We start from the raw sequence: 19,409 nt of genomic DNA on the forward strand, positions 1-19,409 counted from the left end.
CAAAGGCATCGCAATGCGCAGCGAGAAAACTGATCGCAACTTCTCCGCGATGATCTACGCATGCGCTGCCGTCATCAACTCTCGATGATTCTCAACAGCCCCTAGTGCGGCTGATCGTTTCGAACACGGCGCGATGGGGCGAAGGTTGCGCGCCGTACGCGGTCCGACAGGCAGGTCAGTTCTCCAGCCCTTCAAGCAGCGTGGTGAGGGCGGCATCCAGGGGATCCGGGCCGACCTTTTCGAGCTGGAACAAACCTTCCATGGTCAACATGGTGATGCCATGCATTTGTGCCCAGCAGGCTGCCGCGCGACCCCGCACGTCGCGCTTGCGCAGCACCCCTTCGGCCTGGCCCCGCTCCAGCAATTCGGTTACCACGCCAAACACGGCGAGTGCGCTTTCGCTCAGATGCACGTTTACCGCCTTGCCGGCTTCCGCACTGAACATGAGCCGGTAGAGGCCTGGATTTGAGGTTCCGAACCGGACATAGGCCCGCCCGACGGCGAAGAATTCGCCCCGCAAGGGACCTGGCCCTTTTGCCTTCGCGGTCGTCATTGCCTTATGCAGCCTTTCGAATCCCAGCATCGCCATTTCGGCAAGCAGGGCGGCTTTGTCCGGAAAGTGCTTGTAGGGAGCGGCATGGCTGACGCCGGCGCGGCGCGCCACTTCCCGCAGCGTGAACTGCCAGCCCTTGTCCTCGTGCAGCATCGCCATCGCGGTCTCGATGATCTCGCGCCTCAGGTCGCCGTGGTGATAGGGCCGATTGGTCGTGTCCTGCATATCAGCCTCAAAGTTGTCAGTGAAAACATATGCTGACATCGCCTACTTCAGGGCTTATGTCAATGCCCATAAGTTAACACTGTCAACATAGGAGCCCGTCATGAACACCGTCGCCAATGAAGTCGGAACCCGCCTAGCCTTTACCCATAGACGCGCGCAGTCGCCACATCATGTCCCCGCGGACCAGCCGAGAGCGGAACACGCCAAACGGAGCACCGCACTGCGTAACTTTGCCGGAGGCCTGGCGGCATTCTTGCTGATCGCTTCTCCCCTGCATGCCGGCGAACTGTCCGCCATGACGGGGGAGAGCGTCGACCTTGGCCGATTTCATGGGGTGATCTACTACACCAGCACGGATGGCGGCTATCAGGTTGTCACGACGATGGCGGACGGTGAGGCTGCGCCCGTCCGTTTCTCGGCCACTCTCGCCGATAATGAATCGGCCACCATATCCGTGCCAGGCAAATTGGGCGAAGCTGGGCAAAGCCTGGAAATCGCGCGCTCGGGCGACAAGGTTACCGTCACCAAGGGGCCGCTGTCCAACTAGCCATTCGGGCCTTGCAAAGCAATGGTCGGGGTGCGCCGCATCTCCGTTGATGCGCACGCAAGCCCGGCCGGGCAAAATCCCGGTCGCTACTGAGTCTCCAGTTTCCTTTTCAGCTGCGCCCGCGCGTCGCGGATCGAGGCGGCGTAGGTCACCAACGGCCGCTTGACACCGTGATTGATCAGCATGCGCCGTATCTGCGGCGAGACGCCTGATACGATGAAGCGGACGCTGGCGCGCTTCGCCTTGTGCGCCGCGCCCTCCATTTTTCTTGATACTCCCGAGCTTTGCGAGCTAGGGTGTCTTCATCTGGGGCGGAGGTAACGCGGTTGAATATTTTCAGGGTCTTGGTGACATCGGCATGCTTGCTGTCGGTGGTTTTCGTGCTGGCGGGCTGCGGGATCAACAGATTGATCTGATGGGCAGCCTGAAGGGCGGTCAGGCGCCGTCGCCGCCCACCACCTTGCGCCGCTGCAGGAACCGAGCCGCCAACCAGCACAGCATCGCCCAGGCGAAGCCGGCGCACCAGCCGGCCAGCACATCCGATGGCCAGTGAACGCCGAGATAGACGCGACTGACGCCGACCAGCACCGCCGTCAACACGGCGAGCGACAACACATAGATCTTCGTCGTCCGGCCATGCAGGAAGCGCGCCGCGAGGGAGCCGAGCGTGAGGTAGGTCACCGCCGACAGCATGGCATGGCCGCTCGGGAAAGACAGCGAGGTCTCGGTGACCAGATGTGAAACGAGCTCGGGTCGCGGCCGGTCGACGCCGACCTTCAGCAGGCTTGACAGCACCTGGCCGCCAGCCACCGCCACAAAGATGAGCAGCGCCGTCCCGGGCCTGCGGATCAGCAGCAGATAGATGATGGTCGCCGCCGTGATCAGCACCAGCACGCTGGCGCTGCCGAGGCTGGTGATGTCGCGCATCGCCCCTTCCAGCCATGGCGGGCCGATCGGGAGTCCGGGTTGGCCGGCCTGACGGAAGGCAAGCAGGATTTCGGTGTCGAAGGCATGCGGCGTGGCAGTCCGCGCCAGTTCCATCAACTCGACGAGGCCCCACAACCCGCCGGCGATGACCAGGCCGGCCAGCAACACCGGGAATTCGATGCGGTTGAGCAGAGCATTCGCGGCATTCTTCATTGCAGGTCGCCCGTTACAGCCGTCCTTGCAGATAGGGCCCGAGCGTGATCAGCGCCACTGCGGCGATTGCCAGCACGATGCCGGTGGCCTGCAGCGCATTGACGCGCTCGCCGAAGAACACGAGCGCCACGACATTGACCGACACGAGCTGGATAACCGCCGACAGGCTGAACGAAACCGACATGCCGAATTCACGGATCAGCCGAAGCATGATCAGATTGCCGAGCGAATAGAGCGCAAGCGTCAGCAGGATCTTGCCAAGGCTCGGCGCCAGACCCCATTGCTTGGCGGCAGTCGCGGCGAACAGGAAAATGATGGTTGAAAAGCCAAGCTGAAGCAATCCCGAAAAACTCAAGTCCCGTCCCCTCTCGAAGCGGCCCGCGCCGCGTGTGCCGCAGCCCTTGTTTCCGAAGCCTGCCGGAACGTCAAGCAACGTCGGGAGAATGAAGGTCTTGGCAACAGCAAGACTGAAGCCCAATGTACGGATATCGCCCAACTGTCGATCGAGGGCGGTCAGGGGTCCATGACACGCATTCTTCAGAACTTGGCGCGGCGCTGGAGCGAGCTTTCCCTTGCCCTGCAATTCGTGCTTGCCGGCGGATTTGGCCTTCTGGCGGTCATGCTGGTGGTGGGCGCCTGGGTGACCACGCAGATCCGCGACGGCGTCATCCGCAATTCGGCCGCCACGACGGCGCTCTACGTCGATAGCGTGATCGCGCCGCTGTTGCCCGACTTGCGCAAGAGCCAGGAACTCAGCGATTCCGCCAAGCAGGCGCTTGACGAGACGCTCGGCCAAGGCGCGCTGGGCAAGCGCCTCGCATCGTTCAAGCTCTGGCGCCGCGACGGCACGATTCTCTATGCGAAAGAATCGGCCTTGATAGGACGCCGCTTCGATCCAAGCGATAATCTGCGGTCTGCTTTCCAAGGCAATGTCGTCGCCGAATTCAACACGTTCGACGCCGACGAAAACGAGGAAAGGGCTGCTGGCGTACCATTGCTGGAGATCTACAATCCCGTCCGCGAGCCCTGGTCGGGCGAGGTCGTGGCCGTAACCGAATTCTATGAAATCGCCGATGACTTCCAGGCGACCCTCGCTTCCGCCCTCCTGTCAAGCTGGCTGATCGTGGCTAGCGCGACCTTGGCGGCGCTTCTGCTTCTGTCGGGCATCGTCCTGCGCGGCAGCCGCACCATAGACGACCAGCGCAGGGCTTTGCGCCGCCAGGTTTCGGAGCTGCAGGGCCTGGTGACGCAGAACAGTGCCTTGCGGCAGCGCGTGCAGCGGGCGTCTCGCCGCGCCACCGCACTCAACGAGCGATATCTGCGCCGCATCGGTGCCGACCTCCATGACGGCCCGGCCCAACTCGTGGCCCTGGCGGCATTGCGCATGGACAGTCCGGTATTTTCCGGCGACGGCCAATGGAGCGAAAGCCGTTCGACCGAGGTCGCGATGATCCGCAAGACGCTGGAAGACGCGATGCGCGAGATACGCGGCATCTGCAACGGCCTCGTCCTGCCGCAGATCGAGACGGCGGCGGCGGCGGATATCCTGCGGTTGGCCGTCAACGAACACGAGCGCAGGACAGGAACGGCGGTGACGCTGACGCTGGCCGAACCCTTGCCCGAGCCCGGCGCCTCGGAGAAGATCAGCATCTACCGTTTCGTGCAGGAAGGGCTGAACAATGCGTATCGGCATGGCCGGGGCAAGGATCAGGCGGTGCGCGCCGGGATGAAAGGTGGCAGGCTTTTCGTCGAAGTATCGGACGGCGGGCCTGGCTTCGACCCGGCACGGGCAGAAGGCCTGGGGCTCGCCGGCCTGAGAGAGCGGGTCGAAAGCATCGGCGGCCAGTTCGAAACCTTGACCGGGCCGCAAGGCACGCGATTGGTGATCAGGTTATCAGTCGAGGAGCAAGCATGATCGGACCCATTCGCATTGCAATAATCGACGATCATCCTCTTTTTCGCGAAGGCGTGACGCGCAGCCTGTCGGAGATCGGAGGCTTCGAAATGGCCGGCGAGGGCGCCACGGCGCAGGATGCAGAACGCATCGTCTCGACGGTGCGGCCAGACATACTGCTGCTCGACATCTCCATGCCCGGTGGCGGCCTGGCCGCGGTCGCGAACATCCTCGCCAGCCATCCCGCCCAGAAGATCGTCATGCTGACCGTTTCCGAGACCAATGCCGATGTTACCTGGGCTCTGAACGCAGGCGTGCGAGGCTATGTCCTCAAAGGCGTCGGATCACGTGCGCTGGCCGACATCCTGCGCAACGTGGCGGACGGAGAGAGCTATCTATCGCCGATGCTGTCGGCACGGCTGCTTTCGGATCTCCAGTCCCAGCAGCCCGCCAACGGCATGGCGGACCGGCTGCGGCAACTCACCGAGCGGCAGACGGAAATCCTGCGGCTGGTGGCGGAGGGGCTCAGCAACAAGGAAGTCGCCTTGCGACTGGAGCTGCAGGAGAAGACCGTCAAGCATCACATGACCGGCGTGCTGTCGAAGCTCAAAGTGCGGAACCGAACCGAGGCGGCCCTGATGATGCGCGAGTCGCGCGACCGCGACAGGAACCCTTCGTAGCGCTTTTTGCCATCGCGATGCCGGAGATCGCGTAAACGCCAATTTGAACGAGGTCACCTCCGCCGGGGGCGGCGGAGGTGACGTGTGAAGCTGACCGTTGCCTGTTGGCCGGCTTCACAAGCTCTTGAGGCGACTGACATCGGCCGGGGTGGCCCGGCGGTCGATGATCGTGCGACCGAGTGCATCTTCCATCCTGAAACGGCCGTTCTCGATCTTTTCCGTTATGCCGTCGGGATGATGGACCGTGATCTCGTTGCCTTGCACGTCGACGCGGTCGCGGGTCGTGGCGTCGACATGGCTCTTGCCATTGTTGTTCTGGCCCTTGCCGGCTCCCGAGCCGCCATTGGTTCCGGAATTGCCGCCGCTGTTGCCGCTATTTCCACTATTGCCACCGCTCCCACCACCGCCGCCGCCACCGCCGTTGCCACCGTTCCCGCCGCCCGGAGCAGCCTGTGCGCTGGCGACGTGGATCCCCGCAGCGGAGCCATGCAGGGCAATTTGATAGGGAGCGAGAGTCAGGACCAGCGCCGAGGCCGATCCGAGCGCCAGTCGCCGACAGCGGCCCATGATCGATCCGTGCATTTCTTGATCTCCGTCGATTGAGCCGGCGCCCACGGTCAACCTCGCAGTTGCAACGAACATCGCCGAAAGCAGTGGCGTCCGGAAGCGGCCTCCGACCGTTGCGGTTGTCTACCAGGACCTTTGCCAGCGCAAGGTTGGACTAAAGTCCTATGTCGCATGCGCGCGAACCCGCTTCGTGAGGAAATCGGAGCGATCCATCCAAGATCATCCCAGACAGGAAGAAAGGGACTTTTTGCCCGACCTGACTAGGGCCTGGACCCCTGCGTTGCGCGCTTGCGCAGGAATGCGGTTGAACGCGGCTCTCAATGTCACGAAAGTGTGACCAGGCGATTGTAAGGCGTCGAACAGGCAACAAGATCCAGCCACCCCAAAGCTAGAGGCAAGTCTCGCATGACCGAATATCGCTCCCCCGACGCCCGATTCCGGACCAGCCTGCTCGAGGAAAACGACGGCCCGGCCATCAACCCGACCGACAACCGCACCATGGGCGAGATCATCGCCGCGCGATTTTCTCGCCGGGGTTTCCTGAAGGGGTCGCTGGCGGTCTCGGCGATCGCCGCCACCGTCAGCCCGCTGGCGTTGGTCAGCGCCGGCAAAGCCCGCGCCGCGGAAGGCTCCGCCTTTTCTTTCGACGAGCTCGAAGCCGGCATCGATGACAAGCACCATGTGGCGCCGGGCTACGATGCCGATGTGTTGCTGCGCTGGGGCGATCCGCTGTTTGCCGATTCGCCGGAATTCGACCCGACCAAACAGTCGGCGCAGGCCCAGGCGAAACAGTTCGGCTACAACAATGATTATGTCGGCTACATCGAGATCGACGGCTCGGCCGAGCACGGCCTGCTGGTCGTCAACCATGAATACACCAACCCGCATCTGATGTTCCCGGGGATCGTCACGATCGTCGAGAAGGGCGGCAAGAAGTCGGCCGAGGTCGCGCCGCTCAGCAAGGAGCAGGTCGATGTCGAGATGGCGGCCCATGGCGGCACCATCGTCGAGATCCGCAAGGTATCGGGCAAGTGGCAGGTGGTGCGCGACGGCAAGCTCAACCGCCGCATAACCTCCAACACCGAGATGGCCCTGTCAGGCCCGGTCGCCGGCCACGACCGCGTCAAGACCAATGCCGACCCGTCCGGCACCAAGGTTTTCGGCACCGTCAACAACTGCGCCGGCGGCGTCACGCCGTGGGGCACCTATGTGATGGCCGAGGAGAACATCCATGGCTACTTCTCCGGCGAACTGCCCGAAGGCCACAAGGAAGCCGCCAACTACAAGCGCCTCGGCATTCCCGAAGGCGCTTACGAATGGGGCGCGCATTACGACCGCTTCGACATTTCGAAGGAGCCGAACGAGCCCAATCGCTTCGGCTGGATCGTCGAGGTCGACGTCGACGATCCGACCTCGGTGCCGAGGAAGCGCACCGCCATGGGCCGCTTCAAGCATGAGGGCGCCGAATCGATCGTCGCCAGGGACGGCCGCGTCGTGTTCTATCTCGGCGACGACGAGCGCTTCGACTATGTCTACAAGTTCGTCACCGCGGGTAAGTTCGATCCCAATGACCGCGCGGCTAACAAGGACCTGCTCGACGACGGCACGCTGCATGTCGCCAAATTCGCCGAGGACGGTTCTGTCGAATGGCTGCCGATCGCTTTCGGCCAAGGCCCACTGACAGCCGAGAACGGCTTTGCCAGCCAGGCCGACGTGCTGATCGAAACGCGCCGCGCCGCCGATCTGCTCGGCGCCACCAAGATGGACCGGCCCGAGGACATCCAGCCCAATGGCGTCAACGGCAAGGTCTATGTCATGCTGACCAACAATTCCAAGCGCAAGGCCGACCAGGTCGATGCCGCCAATCCGCGCGCTGGGAATGCCTTCGGGCACATCATCGAGATCGCCGAGGATGATGGCGATTTCGCCGCCACCAAGGGCAAGTGGGAAGTGCTGCTGAAATGCGGCGATCCTTCCGTCGCCGATGTCGGCGCTACGTTCTCGACCGCGACGACGGCGAATGGCTGGTTCGGCATGCCCGATAATTGCGCGGTCGATTCGGCCGGCCGCCTGTGGGTCGCCACCGACGGTCAGGGCCCGAAGGCCACAGGCCGCACCGATGGCCTGTGGGCCGTGGACACGGAGGGCGCCGCGCGAGCGACGTCGAAACTGTTCTTCCGGGTGCCGATCGGCGCCGAAATGTGCGGACCGTTGTTTGCGCCCGACGACCAGACCGCCTTCGTCGCCGTCCAGCATCCGGGCGACGGCGGCGAGGACTGGGAGGCATTCGGCCGCCCGTCCTATTATGAGGACCTGTCAACCCGTTGGCCGGACTTCAAGCCCGACATGCCGGTGCGGCCGGCGGTAGTCGCCATCACCAAACAGGGGGGCGGCAAAATCGCGGTTTGATCCCGGTGCGATCCGAGGGAGCGGCATTGGTGAATCTGCCCACGGTTTGCGCCAGCGCTGAAGACACCCACCTGTCGACGCTGGCGCTGCCCCTCATTGTCCTGCCAGGCACTTCTGCCCGTGTTGTGACGGAAGAAAGCCGGGCATCGATCAGCGTCAAGCGCCAGACTGCTTAAGGCCGGAACCGGCAATCTTCCTGGCAATCGCCTTTGCCAAAATGCTGGCATTGGCGAAGCAGCCGCGGATGCTCGGCCGCATGCCGGTGAACCACAGACCGGGGAGTTTCGGGTCGGCTTGGCCGCCGTTGAAGAGCGGGACGCCCTTGCCGTCGAGCACGCCGAGATGACCGACCATCTGCTCCAGCCCGGTGCGGTAGCCTGTCGCGGCAATGACAATGTCGGGATCGATCAGGCTGCCATTGGCCAGGATCACGCCGTCGCGGGTGAACTCCCGTATTGATGGCACCACGGTGATCTTGCCTGATTTGATGGCGCTGACGGCTCCCTCGTCGGCGGCGATCGCGGTATAGTCCGTGGTCAGGCGGCTGGCGCCGCCCGTCGGCGCGGGCGGCATGCCGAATTTGGTCAGGTCGCCAAAAACGAGACGTTGTGTGATGGCGATCACCGCATCGGCGACACGCAAAGGCAAGCGCGCCATGAACGGCGAAAGCCGGTGCACGGCGACCTTGGCGATGCGCTTGGGGAGCAAAGCGGGGCCGTTGCGTGCCGAAAGCCAGAGGGCGGCCGTGTCGACGCCGGCCAGATGGTTGAGCGCGTCGAAGCCAGAATTGCCGGCGCCCACGACCAGTACTTTCTTACCCGCATAGTTCTTCATGTCACCGAAGTCCGCGGAATGGATGACCCGTCCGGCGAAATCCTTCATCCCTTCCCATTCGGGAATGAACGCCTGCTTGTCGCGCCCGGTGGCGATGACGACGTGTCGCGCCAAGCGCGGTTCCCCGCTGGTCGACAAGGCCCAGTGATCGCCCTTGAACGCGATTTCCTTGACCACGACGCCGAACTGCACCGGCAGACGGTTCGCTTCCCTGAAATCGTTCATGTGGCGGATGACGGCCGCTCTGTCCGGAAACGCGGGAGTGCCCGCGGGATAGGCAAGGCCGGGGAGTGCGGAGAGATCGCGGTGGGTGTTGAGGCGCAGTTGCTGATGCCGCCGATGCCAGGGCTCGGCCAGCCGGCTCTCCTTTTCCAGGATCGTCGCCGGCACTCCGGCCCGGATCAATGCCTGCGCCGCTGCCAGCCCGGCAGCACCCGCGCCGATGACGATCGCAGGCTCGATGCTTATCGGCAGGTCCACCTCCAGCCTGAGTGTCGTGTCAGCCATTCGCCCTTGAACCTTCATTCGACCTTCGCCCCGCAAGGTTCGCAGGACGCTGTAGAAACTCGCGCAGAACCCATACAGCAAATCGCTCCTGTTTTTCGAGAGCGGCGCCGGGTCGCGCTTGCGCTCCGGAGCATGCCCGCCGCCTAGCGCAAACACGGTGCTATGAAAATGTCGCCAAAACAATGGCATAGGGTGGGATGGCGGTTTTGTCCGAATACATGCAGCCCCTATATGGCATATCAGCGGCATCGGCGATAATCAGGTCGCGGCAATGTGATTGATTCGAGGTCTGGGGCTGGGGATCTCGTTACCGACGCAGGAAACCAGCAATCGGCGTTCGGCTTCCTGCGAGAAATCAAGGCGCGATGGCGTGTCTTGCGTGTCCACCGGCACGTCGCGCCATAGACGGCACGCGGAATCTCGACCATGCCCTCCTTGCGAGTCTATTTCGACAAAGTCCTCGAGGGTGCCTCGCCCAAGGTCGAGCGCCTGGCGCTGACGCATGTCGAACGCCTGGCGCTGGTGCGCCGCCATGGCGACTTCTCGCTCGCCTATTCCACCGCCGTGCAGGGCAAGCTTTCCTATTTTGGCGATGCCGACGGCTACATCGCCTTCGGCACCAAGATGAAGCATCATTTCGCGCTCGGCGACCCGGTCGCGGCTCCGGCCCATCGGCCCGGCTATATCAGACGCTTTGTCGAGAGCGCCGGCGACCCGTGGTTCGTGCAGATCGGTGAGGAGACGGCACGCGTGCTGGCTGGGCTCGGCTACAAGATAAACCGGCTGGGCATCGACACCCGCCTCATCCTGCCCGAGCACGATTTTTCCGGCAAGCGCAACGAGACCGTGCGCTATTCCGAGCGCTGGCTGTCGAAGAAGGGGTTTTCGTTCGAAGAGGACAAGCGCACGATCTACCTCGACGAGATCGCCCGGTTGTCCGAGAACTGGCGCGGCGACCGCATCGTCAAGCGCTGGGAGATGGGCTTTCTCAACCGTCCGTTCGCCGATCATCTCGGCACCGATATGCGCCGTTTCGTCCTGCACGGTCCGGACGGCGACCTGATCGCCCTGCTCGACTTCGACCCGCTGTTTGCCGACGGCAAGGTCATCGGCTACACCACCGCCTTCAAGCGCAAGCATATCGACGCCTCGCCGCATGCCGAGATCGGACTGACCAAATTCGCCGTCGATCGTTTTCGCGAGGAAGGCATCTCGGTGGTCACGCTCGGCCTGTCGCCGCTGGTCGACATCGGACCAAGCGGATTTGCCGAAAGCGACTTCTGGCGCAATACCTTCCAGCGCGCCTATGATTCGCCATGGGTGAACCGCCGCAGGTTCAACCTGCAGGGTCAGGCGGCGTTCAAGCGCCGCTTCCATGGCGTCGAGGAGCCGACCTATATCGCCTTCCGCAAGGGGACATATGTCGAGATGCTGGGGCTGCTGCGGCTGGTCAAGGCCGTTTAGGGGATCCGCCGGCGAGCAGGAAGGCAGCCGCGTAGCGCTTAGCGCTCGGCCAATCCGTCAGTTCCTTAGCCGGTAACCGGTCCTGAATATCCGCGCCACGATCGCTATGCAGACAGCCAGGAACACGATCGTCATGCCGAGGCTGATGCCGACCGAGACATCGGACTTGCCGTAAAAGCTCCAGCGGAAACCGCTGATCAGATAGACGACCGGATTGAACAGCGTCACCGTGCGCCAGACGCCGGGCAGCATGTTGATCGAATAGAAGCTGCCGCCGAGGAAGGTCAGCGGCGTGATGATCAACAGCGGCACCAGCTGCAGCTGCTCGAAGCTCTTTGCCCAGATGCCTATGATGAAACCGAACAGGCTGAATGTCATCGCCGTCAAGACCAGGAAGGCGAGCATCCAGAACGGATGTTCGATGTGGAGCGGCACGAACAGCGAGGCGGTGGCCAGGATGACCAGGCCGAGGATGATCGACTTGGTCGCCGCACCGCCGACATAGGCGATGACGATCTCCAGATAGGAAACCGGCGCCGACAGAAGCTCGTAGATCGAGCCGACGAATTTCGGGAAGTAGATGGCAAAGGAGGCGTTGGAGATCGACTGCGTCAGAAGCGACAGCATGATCAGCCCCGGCACGATGAAGGCGCCGTAGCTGATGCCGTCGATCTCGGTGATGCGCGAGCCGATGGCCGAGCCGAAGACGACGAAATAGAGCGATGTCGAGATGACCGGCGAGACTATGCTTTGAAGCACGGTGCGAAAGGCGCGTGCCATTTCCATCCGGTAGATCGCCCATACTGCACGAAGATTCATGACCGCGCGCGGGTTCATGCCTCTCTCCTCACCAGATTGACGAAGATCTCCTCGAGCGAGCTGTTTTGCGTGTCGATGTCGCGGAACTGGATGCCGCCGGCCTCGAGGTCGCGGATGAGCGAGGCGACGCCGGGGCGCTCGGCCTGGTTGTCATAGGTATAGGTCAGCTGCCCGCCATCCGGCGACAGTTCCAGCGCGTAGTTCGAGAAAGCTTCCGGAATGGCCGTCAGCGGGCTGCGCAGTTCCAGCACCAGCCGCTTGCGGCCAAGCTTGCGCATCAGTTCGGCCTTGTCCTCGACGAGGACGAGCTCGCCACGATTGATGACGCCGACGCGGTCGGCCATGGCCTCGGCTTCCTCGATATAATGGGTGGTGAGGATGATGGTGACGCCGTCCTCGCGCAGCCGGCGCACCATTGCCCACATATCCTGGCGCAGCTCGACGTCGACACCGGCGGTCGGCTCGTCGAGGAACAGGATGCGCGGCTCATGCGACAGAGCCTTGGCGATCATCAGCCGCCGCTTCATGCCACCCGACAGGGTGATCGCCTTGGCGTCCTTCTTGTCCCACAGCGACAGGTCGCGAAGCACCTTCTCGACAAAGGCCGGGTTGGCCGGCTTGCCGAACAGGCCGCGGCTGTAGTTTACGGTCGCCCAGACGCTCTCGAAAGCGTCGATGGTCAGCTCCTGCGGCACCAGGCCGATCAGGCTGCGCGCGGCACGGTAATCCTTGTTGATGTCGTGGCCGTCGACGGTGACCGTGCCCGACGAGCGGTTGACGATGCCGCAGACGATCGAGATCAGCGTCGTCTTGCCGGCGCCGTTCGGCCCCAGCAACGCGAAGATCTCGCCGCGCCGGATGTCGAGATCGACCTGCTTCAGCGCCGTGAAGCCGGTGGCGTAGGTCTTGGAGACCCCGGAAATGGACAGAATGGAAGGCATGGCTGAAAACGGCTGCTTGAAAGAGGTCCCTTGATATAGGCCGAATGTCGTTGCCTGCAACCGGAAGTCAATGCCGTTGCTGACAGTTCTCGACAATCGACGCAGGTCGGCCGTTGCCATGGATAAAAGACAAATAGAGGTCAGCGCGGCACGCATGCGTCATCTTGGCCGAGCGCTGCGGCGTTCCGCCTCGCGGCGGGACGCCGCTTTGACCTCAATCGGCGCCGGGATTATTGTTTTAAAACATTAGAAGCAGCCGGAGCCCACCATGGACCCGCTCATATTGTCGCGCATGCAATTCGGCGCGAATATTTCGTTCCATATATTGTTTCCGACGATCACCATTGCGCTTGGCTGGGTGCTGCTGTTCTTCAAGCTGCGCTACAATGCGACCAACGATTCCGCCTGGATGCGGGCCTATTTCACCTGGGTGAAGGTGTTCGCGCTGTCCTTCGCCATGGGCGTTGTTTCCGGCGTCACCATGAGCTTCCAGTTCGGCACCAACTGGCCGGGCTATATGGAAAAGGTCGGCAACATCGCCGGGCCGCTGCTGGCTTACGAGATCTTGACCGCCTTCTTCCTCGAAGCGGCGTTCCTCGGCATCATGCTGTTCGGCTTCCGCCGCGTCTCCAACCGGATCCATACGCTGGCGACGGTGCTGGTGGCGGGCGGCACCACCGTCTCGGCCTTCTGGATCATCGCGCTCAATTCCTGGATGCAAACGCCGGCCGGCTTCGAGATACGGGACGGCGTGGCGCATGCCGTCGACTGGTGGGCGATCATCTTCAATCCGTCCATGCCTTACCGGCTGGTGCACATGCTGCTCGCCTCCGGCCTGACGGTGTCGTTCCTGATCGCCGGCCTGTCGGCGCTGCGTTACCTCTATGGCGACCGCTCGGAATCGATGTGGAAGGCGCTGCGCACCGGCGTCTTCACCGCCGCCATCCTGATCCCGATCCAGATCTTCGCCGGCGACCAGCATGGGCTGAACACGCTGGAGCACCAGCCGCAGAAGATCGCCGCCATGGAAGCCAATTGGAACACCGGTCCCAACGTGCCGCTGGTTCTGTTCGCCCTGCCTGACGAGGCGGCGAAGGAAAACAGGTTCGAACTCGCCATCCCCGATGGCGCCAGCCTGGTACTGCGGCACAGCACCAGCGGCGTGGTGCCTGGGCTGAACGATTTTCCGGGCAACCATCCGCCGGTGTTCCCGGTGTTCTGGGGTTTCCGCATCATGGTCGGGACCGGCATCCTGATGCTCCTCGTATCGTGGTCGGCGGCCTTCTTTCTCAAGCGCCGCCAAAGCTTGCCGAAGCCGCTCGCCTTGTTGATGGTGCCGATGGCGCTGTCGGGCTGGCTGGCGACGCTGGCCGGCTGGTACACCACCGAGATCGGCCGCCAGCCGTGGCTGGTGACGGGCGTGCTGAGGACCGCCGATGCCGTCGGCCCGGTGGCGGGCAGCCATGTCGCGCTGACGCTGGCGACCTACCTCATTCTCTACGTGCTTTTGCTGATCGCCTATCTCGGCGTTCTGGTCCACCTGGCGCTGAAGGCGGCCAAGGACGGCGACACCTCGCCACTGCCGGGCGTGCTCAACAGACCGATGTCGCAGCCGGCGGCTGGCGAGTAGGAGAGAAAGATGACGTATGACTGGCCGACCCTGCTCCCACTCATCTTCGCCGGCCTGATGGGCCTCGCCATCCTGATCTACGTCATCCTCGACGGTTTCGATCTGGGCATCGGCATCCTGTTCGCCGCGGCGGAAGATGCAGAACAGGACACGATGATCGCCGCCATCGGCCCGTTCTGGGACGCCAACGAGACCTGGCTGGTGCTTGCGGTCGGCCTGCTGCTGGTCGCCTTCCCGCTGGCGCATGGCGTCATTTTGACAGCGCTCTACATTCCTGTCTTCGTGCTTCTGGTCGGACTTATCCTGCGCGGCGTCGCCTTCGATTTCCGCGCCAAGGTGCCGACCGAACGCAAGCACCGCTGGAACCGTATTTTCTTCCTTGGTTCGCTCATCGCCTCGCTGGCGCAGGGATACATGCTGGGCGTCTATGTGCTCGGCCTCGATGTCGGCCCTGGCGGCGTGGCGTTCGGCGTGCTGGTGGCGTTCTGCCTGGCCGCCGCTTACGCGGCGATGGGTGCGGCATGGGTCATCTACAAGACCGAAGGCGAGTTGCAGAAGAAGGCGGTGCGCTGGCTGCGCACCACCTTGGTGCTGACCGCGCTCGGCATGGCCGCCGTCTCGCTGGCGACGCCGTTCGCCAGTGCGCGCATCTTCGACAAATGGTTCGTCTGGCCCTCGATGCTCTACCTCTCGCCGCTGCCGATCCTGTCGGCGCTGCTGTTCCTGTGGCTGTGGCGGCAGACTTTCCACCTGCCGAAGCCAGACGACCGTCATGCGCTGACGCCGTTCCTGGCGCTGGCCACCATCTTCGCGCTGGGCTTTGCCGGTCTCGCCTGGTCGTTCTACCCGTTCGTGGTGCCTGATCGCCTGACCATCTGGCAGGCGGCCTCGGCGCCCGAAAGCCTGGCCATCATCCTGGCCGGCACAGTGGTCGTGCTGCCGATCATCATCTTCTATTCGTTCTATGCCTACCGGGTGTTCGGCGGCAAGGCGACCGACCTGACTTACGATTGAGGTGTGCCTGTAATCTCCCCCCTCGAGGGGGAGATGTCGCCGAAGGCGACAGAGGGGGTCGCCGGACGTGGAGCGCCAACCTTCATCTGTCGCAGGGGGCCGCGCCAGGTCGGACCGACCCCCTCTGGCCTGCCGGCCATCTCCCCCTCGAGGGGGGAGATAACCCTCGTCAATTGCTCGCCGAAAGCACCAGCACTGGCTTCTCGCTATAGAGCGCGGGGAACAGCTGCTTCAGGTTCGCCACCTTGGGCAGATCGTTGTAGACGATGTAGGGATAGGTCGGGTTCAGCGTCAAAAAATCCTGATGGTAGTTTTCGGCCGGATAGAAGGTCTTGCCGGTCTCCAGCGTGGTGACGATGGGCTTTGGGAACACCTTGGCCTGCTTGAGCTGGGCGATGTAGCTCTGCGCGATCTTCTTCTGCGCGTCGTTCTCGGCAAAGATGGTCGAGCGGTACTGCGTGCCTGAGTCCGGCCCCTGGTAGTTCAGCTGGGTCGGGTTGTGGGCGACCGAGAAGTAGACCTGCAGCAGCTGGCCATAGGTGACCTTAGAAGGGTCGTAGGTGATCTCGACGGATTCGGCATGGCCGGTGCGGCCGGTGCCGACCGTTTCATAGACTGCCGAGTCCTTGTCGCCGCCGGTATAGCCTGAGACGGCCTTGCTGACACCCTTGACGTGCTGGAACACGCCCTGCACGCCCCAGAAGCAGCCGCCGGCGAAGATCGCCTTTTCGCTGCCTGCGACTGCCTTCTCATCCATCGCCGGCGGCGGGATCACCACCACGTCCTCGGCGGAAACGGCCGGTGTCAGCCAAAAGGCCGCTCCGGCGACGGCAAGAGCGGCGGCGGCCAGCGCGCCCTGGACATAGCCGGTCGAACGTTTGGAAGATTTGATGTCGGTCATGGTTGCACTCCTGTGGCTTCCATTGGGATCAGTCTATTGGATCACGTACGGGGGCGCCATGAGTTGCTGCGGCGCCTCACATTCGCGTGCGGCATTGACGGCCGGCTAGTTGGCCGGAGCCACCACGTCCGCCGCCGGTTTCATCGCCTCCACCGCGGGCTTCATGGCGTTGGTGGCCATCGGATCGGCCGGCTTCATCGCGTTCGTTGCCGGTTTCATTGCATCCGTCGCAGGCTTCATCGCATTGGCGGCGGGTTTCATGGCATTGGTGGCGTCGTCGGCGCGGGCAATGCCGCCGGCAAACAGCGCCGTCGAGCACAAGGCAAAGGCGAGTGCCGGCAGCGTCAGGCGGGAAAGAACGGTCATGATTGTCTCCTTGGGGTGTTGGATGGGGGATGATGGAGCGTGCCTGTCGGCTGCCGGATTCTTGCGGGCCGCACGCGGCGTTTGCGCAATTCAGGGGCAGATCCTGCGAATTCAGTTGGTCGCGGCGGCCAGGATCGGGCCGCCGCCCGGCGATTGCACCAGCACGGCGGTGCTGAGGCCGCCGGAGGCGGCGGGCAGCGGATAGGCCGTGGCGCCGCCGGTCCAGCTGCCGAGTTTCGTCAATACGTGCACGACATTGGCGTGCGGCAAGGTGCGGCCGGTGTTTTCGCCGCGCGCCACCGGCACCTGGACGACGCCTTTGGCATAGCGCACCAGCCAGACATCGGCCTTGCCGCCGGGTGCGGCGCCGGCGCCTATGCTGGCCTTGCCGCCGTCGAGCGACAGCGATGGGCCGCTGGTCCGGCCGCTTGCCGCGATCAGATGTTCGATCTCGCCGGGTGCGGCGCCGACGACATCGGCATGGCCATTGACCACCACTTGCGGCGTGAACGGCCCGTCATGGCCGAGCGGCGGTTCGTAGGAAACCTGGCGCTGGGTGAATTCCTGCTTGCCGAAAATGTCCTTCCAGCCGAGATAATCCCAATAGGTGACGTTGAAGGACAGCGCCAACACGCCGGGCTGGTCCTTGACCTTGATCAGATTGGCATTGGCCGGCGGGCAGGACGAGCAGCCCTGGCTGGTGAACAGCTCGACCACGGTGAGCGGCTGAGCGGCCGCGGCACCGAGCGAGCCCGCGAGCGCCAGCGCTGCGGACAGTGCAATGAGCGTGCTGCGCCTGGATCCCGACATCGGCTTGCTCCATGGAGTGGTGGCGCGGCGCGCCCGTCATGTCCCCACTTCGCCGCCGGCACCGGCTTCGTTACAGCGCTCACCGGTTTGTGATCGTCGAGGTTGGCTTTTTGGGCCGGCTCATCGCTTTGTGTTGGCCAAGGCGGGCCTTGCGCCGCAAGCCTTGCCGCCGCTGGCCGCCCCTGCTAAAGCCGCCGCATGAGCACGCCCCTCGACCACATCCGCAATTTCTCCATCGTCGCCCATATCGACCATGGCAAATCCACGCTTGCCGACCGCCTGATCCAGTCCACCGGCGGGCTGGAGCTGCGCGACATGAAGGAGCAGGTGCTGGACTCGATGGACATCGAGCGCGAGCGCGGCATCACCATCAAGGCGCAGACCGTGCGGCTGAAATACCGCGCCAATAATGGCGAGGACTACATCCTCAACCTGATCGACACGCCCGGCCATGTCGACTTCGCCTATGAAGTGTCGCGGTCGCTCGCCGCCTGCGAGGGCTCGCTGCTGGTGGTCGACGCGTCTCAAGGCGTCGAGGCGCAGACGCTGGCCAATGTCTACCAGGCGATCGACAACAACCACGAGATCGTCGTGGTGCTGAACAAGGTCGACCTGCCGGCCGCCGAGCCGGAGCGCATCCGCGAGCAGGTCGAGGAGGTGATCGGCATCGACGCTTCCAACGCCGTGCTGATCTCGGCCAAGACCGGCCTTGGCATTCCCGACGTGCTGGAGGCGATCGTCCATCAGTTGCCGCCGCCGCGCGAAGGCGACGCGGCCGCCCCCTTGAAGGCGATGCTGGTCGATAGCTGGTACGACGCCTATCTCGGCGTCATCGTGCTGGTGCGCATCATCGACGGCGTTCTGAAGAAGGGCCAGACCATCCGCATGATGGGCACCGGCGCCAAGTACCTGGTCGAGCGCACCGGCGTGTTCACCCCTGCCCGCATCAATGTCGACGAGCTCGGCCCCGGCGAGTTCGGCTTCTTCACCGGCTCGATCAAGGAAGTGGCCGACACCCGCGTCGGCGACACCATCACCGAGGACAAGCGCACGACCGCGCAGGCCCTGCCCGGCTTCAAGCCGGCGCAGCCGGTGGTGTTCTGCGGCCTGTTCCCGGTCGACGCAGCCGATTTCGAGGATCTGCGTGCCGCGGTCGGCAAATTGCGCCTCAACGACGCCTCCTTCTCCTTCGAAATGGAAACCAGTGCCGCGCTCGGCTTCGGCTATCGCTGCGGCTTCCTTGGCCTGCTGCATCTCGAAATCATCCAGGAGCGGCTGGAGCGCGAGTTCAACCTCGACCTGATCGCCACGGCGCCGAGCGTGGTCTACCGGCTGCTGCTCAATGACGGCTCGATGAAGGAATTGCACAACCCGGCCGACATGCCGGACGTGGTGAAAATCTCCGCCATCGAGGAGCCGTGGATCCGCGCCACGATCCTGACCCCCGACGACTATCTCGGCGGCATCCTGAAGCTTTGCCAGGACCGGCGCGGCGTCCAGGCCGACCTCTCCTATGTCGGCAAGCGTGCCATGCTGACTTACGATCTGCCGCTCAACGAAGTGGTCTTCGATTTTTACGACCGGCTGAAGTCGATTTCCAAGGGCTACGCCTCCTTCGACTATCACCTGACCGACTACAAGGAAGGCGACCTGGTAAAAATGTCGATCCTGGTCAATGAGGAGCCGGTCGATGCACTGTCGATGCTGGTGCACCGCACGGCGGCGGAAAAGCGCGGCCGCCAGATGTGCGAGAAGCTCAAGGAGCTGATCCCGCACCATCTGTTCAAGATCCCGATCCAGGCAGCCATCGGCGGCAAGGTCATCGCCCGCGAAACCATCTCGGCACTGCGCAAGGATGTCACCGCCAAATGCTACGGCGGCGACGTGAGCCGCAAGCGCAAGCTGCTGGACAAGCAGAAAGAAGGCAAGAAGCGGATGCGGCAGTTCGGGAAGGTGGATATTCCCCAGGAGGCGTTTATCCAAGCGCTGAAGATGGGGGATTGAGAAGCCGATTGGTGCTGAGCGCGCCAAGTCATCGATCCCGTGGATCGATGAACGGCTCCGCAAGCGGGGGCGCTGCCGGAGGCAGCGCCAGCGCTGCGGGGGTG

At 63.5% G+C, this 19,409-nt stretch carries 18 protein-coding genes and 1 pseudogene; 8 read left to right on the top strand and 11 right to left on the bottom strand.

Translation table 11 applies throughout. The annotated features are described in order from the left end of the window. Positions 1 to 175: 175 nt before the first annotated feature. Positions 176 to 778: a TetR/AcrR family transcriptional regulator gene (locus NKI49_RS18115; RefSeq protein ID WP_352603657.1), complete on the bottom strand. Its 603-nt coding sequence runs from the start codon at positions 776 to 778 to the stop codon at positions 176 to 178. 100 nt (positions 779 to 878) lie between these two features. On the opposite strand from NKI49_RS18115, the gene NKI49_RS18120 reads away from it, so the two are divergent. Next, entirely contained in the window at positions 879 to 1,325 is a 447-nt protein-coding gene (locus tag NKI49_RS18120) for a hypothetical protein (RefSeq protein WP_352603659.1), read from the top strand. 86 nt (positions 1,326 to 1,411) lie between these two features. On the opposite strand, the pseudogene NKI49_RS18125 reads toward NKI49_RS18120, so the two are convergent. From NKI49_RS18125 to NKI49_RS18135, 3 genes and pseudogenes are all read right to left on the bottom strand, one after another. Further along, positions 1,412 to 1,588: pseudogene (locus NKI49_RS18125) on the bottom strand (SulP family inorganic anion transporter); the annotation flags it as partial. A gap of 172 nt (positions 1,589 to 1,760) precedes the next feature. Further along, positions 1,761 to 2,465 (bottom strand): phosphatase PAP2 family protein, encoded by a 705-nt coding sequence (locus tag NKI49_RS18130; RefSeq protein WP_352603661.1) that lies wholly within the window; start codon positions 2,463 to 2,465, stop codon positions 1,761 to 1,763. Between the two features lie 13 nt (positions 2,466 to 2,478). Then, positions 2,479 to 2,820 carry a hypothetical protein gene (locus tag NKI49_RS18135; protein ID WP_352603663.1) on the bottom strand — a complete coding sequence of 114 codons (342 nt, stop codon included), beginning with the start codon at positions 2,818 to 2,820 and terminating at the stop codon, positions 2,479 to 2,481. Between the two features lie 168 nt (positions 2,821 to 2,988). Here NKI49_RS18135 and NKI49_RS18140 point away from each other — a divergent pair, with 168 nt between their 5' ends. Beyond that, a complete protein-coding gene (locus NKI49_RS18140) occupies positions 2,989 to 4,380 on the top strand; it encodes a sensor histidine kinase (RefSeq protein ID WP_352603665.1) in 1,392 nt (463 codons plus the stop codon). Continuing rightward, positions 4,377 to 5,039, top strand: a complete 663-nt coding sequence (locus NKI49_RS18145) for a LuxR C-terminal-related transcriptional regulator (protein ID WP_352603667.1) — start codon at positions 4,377 to 4,379, stop codon at positions 5,037 to 5,039. Before NKI49_RS18140 ends, NKI49_RS18145 begins: the two co-directional genes overlap by 4 nt. A gap of 114 nt (positions 5,040 to 5,153) precedes the next feature. On the opposite strand, the gene NKI49_RS18150 is transcribed toward NKI49_RS18145, so the two are convergent. Then, entirely contained in the window at positions 5,154 to 5,621 is a 468-nt protein-coding gene (locus NKI49_RS18150; protein ID WP_352603669.1) for a hypothetical protein, read from the bottom strand. Between the two features lie 390 nt (positions 5,622 to 6,011). Between NKI49_RS18150 and NKI49_RS18155 the strand changes: the two genes are divergently transcribed. After that, the gene (locus NKI49_RS18155; protein WP_352603671.1) at positions 6,012 to 8,015 is read left to right on the top strand and encodes a PhoX family protein; all 2,004 of its coding nucleotides are present in this window, start codon (positions 6,012 to 6,014) and stop codon (positions 8,013 to 8,015) included. A 156-nt stretch (positions 8,016 to 8,171) separates the two neighbouring features. Here the strand turns inward: NKI49_RS18155 and NKI49_RS18160 are convergent, their stop codons facing one another. Continuing rightward, positions 8,172 to 9,356 carry a flavin-containing monooxygenase gene (locus NKI49_RS18160; RefSeq protein WP_352603673.1) on the bottom strand — a complete coding sequence of 395 codons (1,185 nt, stop codon included), beginning with the start codon at positions 9,354 to 9,356 and terminating at the stop codon, positions 8,172 to 8,174. A 426-nt stretch (positions 9,357 to 9,782) separates the two neighbouring features. Between NKI49_RS18160 and NKI49_RS18165 the strand changes: the two genes are divergently transcribed. Further along, positions 9,783 to 10,820 carry a phosphatidylglycerol lysyltransferase domain-containing protein gene (locus NKI49_RS18165; protein ID WP_352603675.1) on the top strand — a complete coding sequence of 346 codons (1,038 nt, stop codon included), beginning with the start codon at positions 9,783 to 9,785 and terminating at the stop codon, positions 10,818 to 10,820. Between the two features lie 57 nt (positions 10,821 to 10,877). Here NKI49_RS18165 and NKI49_RS18170 read toward each other — a convergent pair whose 3' ends face one another. Then, a complete protein-coding gene (locus tag NKI49_RS18170; RefSeq protein WP_352603850.1) occupies positions 10,878 to 11,639 on the bottom strand; it encodes an ABC transporter permease in 762 nt (253 codons plus the stop codon). A gap of 14 nt (positions 11,640 to 11,653) precedes the next feature. After that, positions 11,654 to 12,580: an ABC transporter ATP-binding protein gene (locus tag NKI49_RS18175; protein ID WP_352603677.1), complete on the bottom strand. Its 927-nt coding sequence runs from the start codon at positions 12,578 to 12,580 to the stop codon at positions 11,654 to 11,656. A 268-nt stretch (positions 12,581 to 12,848) separates the two neighbouring features. On the opposite strand from NKI49_RS18175, the gene NKI49_RS18180 reads away from it, so the two are divergent. Beyond that, entirely contained in the window at positions 12,849 to 14,210 is a 1,362-nt protein-coding gene (locus NKI49_RS18180; protein WP_352603679.1) for a cytochrome ubiquinol oxidase subunit I, read from the top strand. A gap of 9 nt (positions 14,211 to 14,219) precedes the next feature. Continuing rightward, complete coding sequence (locus NKI49_RS18185; protein WP_352603681.1) at positions 14,220 to 15,224, top strand: cytochrome d ubiquinol oxidase subunit II; 1,005 nt, start codon at positions 14,220 to 14,222, stop codon at positions 15,222 to 15,224. Positions 15,225 to 15,393: 169 nt separating this feature from the next. On the opposite strand, the gene msrA is transcribed toward NKI49_RS18185, so the two are convergent. The 3 genes from msrA to NKI49_RS18200 form a co-directional block, all read right to left on the bottom strand. Next, entirely contained in the window at positions 15,394 to 16,125 is a 732-nt protein-coding gene (msrA, locus tag NKI49_RS18190; RefSeq protein WP_352603683.1) for a peptide-methionine (S)-S-oxide reductase MsrA, read from the bottom strand. A gap of 105 nt (positions 16,126 to 16,230) precedes the next feature. Then, a complete protein-coding gene (locus NKI49_RS18195; RefSeq protein ID WP_352603685.1) occupies positions 16,231 to 16,491 on the bottom strand; it encodes a hypothetical protein in 261 nt (86 codons plus the stop codon). 111 nt (positions 16,492 to 16,602) lie between these two features. After that, complete coding sequence (locus tag NKI49_RS18200) at positions 16,603 to 17,301, bottom strand: DUF1223 domain-containing protein (RefSeq protein ID WP_352603687.1); 699 nt, start codon at positions 17,299 to 17,301, stop codon at positions 16,603 to 16,605. Between the two features lie 198 nt (positions 17,302 to 17,499). Here NKI49_RS18200 and lepA point away from each other — a divergent pair, with 198 nt between their 5' ends. Then, positions 17,500 to 19,305 carry a translation elongation factor 4 gene (gene lepA, locus NKI49_RS18205; RefSeq protein ID WP_352603689.1) on the top strand — a complete coding sequence of 602 codons (1,806 nt, stop codon included), beginning with the start codon at positions 17,500 to 17,502 and terminating at the stop codon, positions 19,303 to 19,305. Positions 19,306 to 19,409: the final 104 nt, after the last annotated feature.

Source organism: Mesorhizobium sp. M0587 (genome assembly GCF_040320945.1).
In the GTDB taxonomy this organism is placed as follows: Bacteria; Pseudomonadota; Alphaproteobacteria; order Rhizobiales; family Rhizobiaceae; genus Mesorhizobium.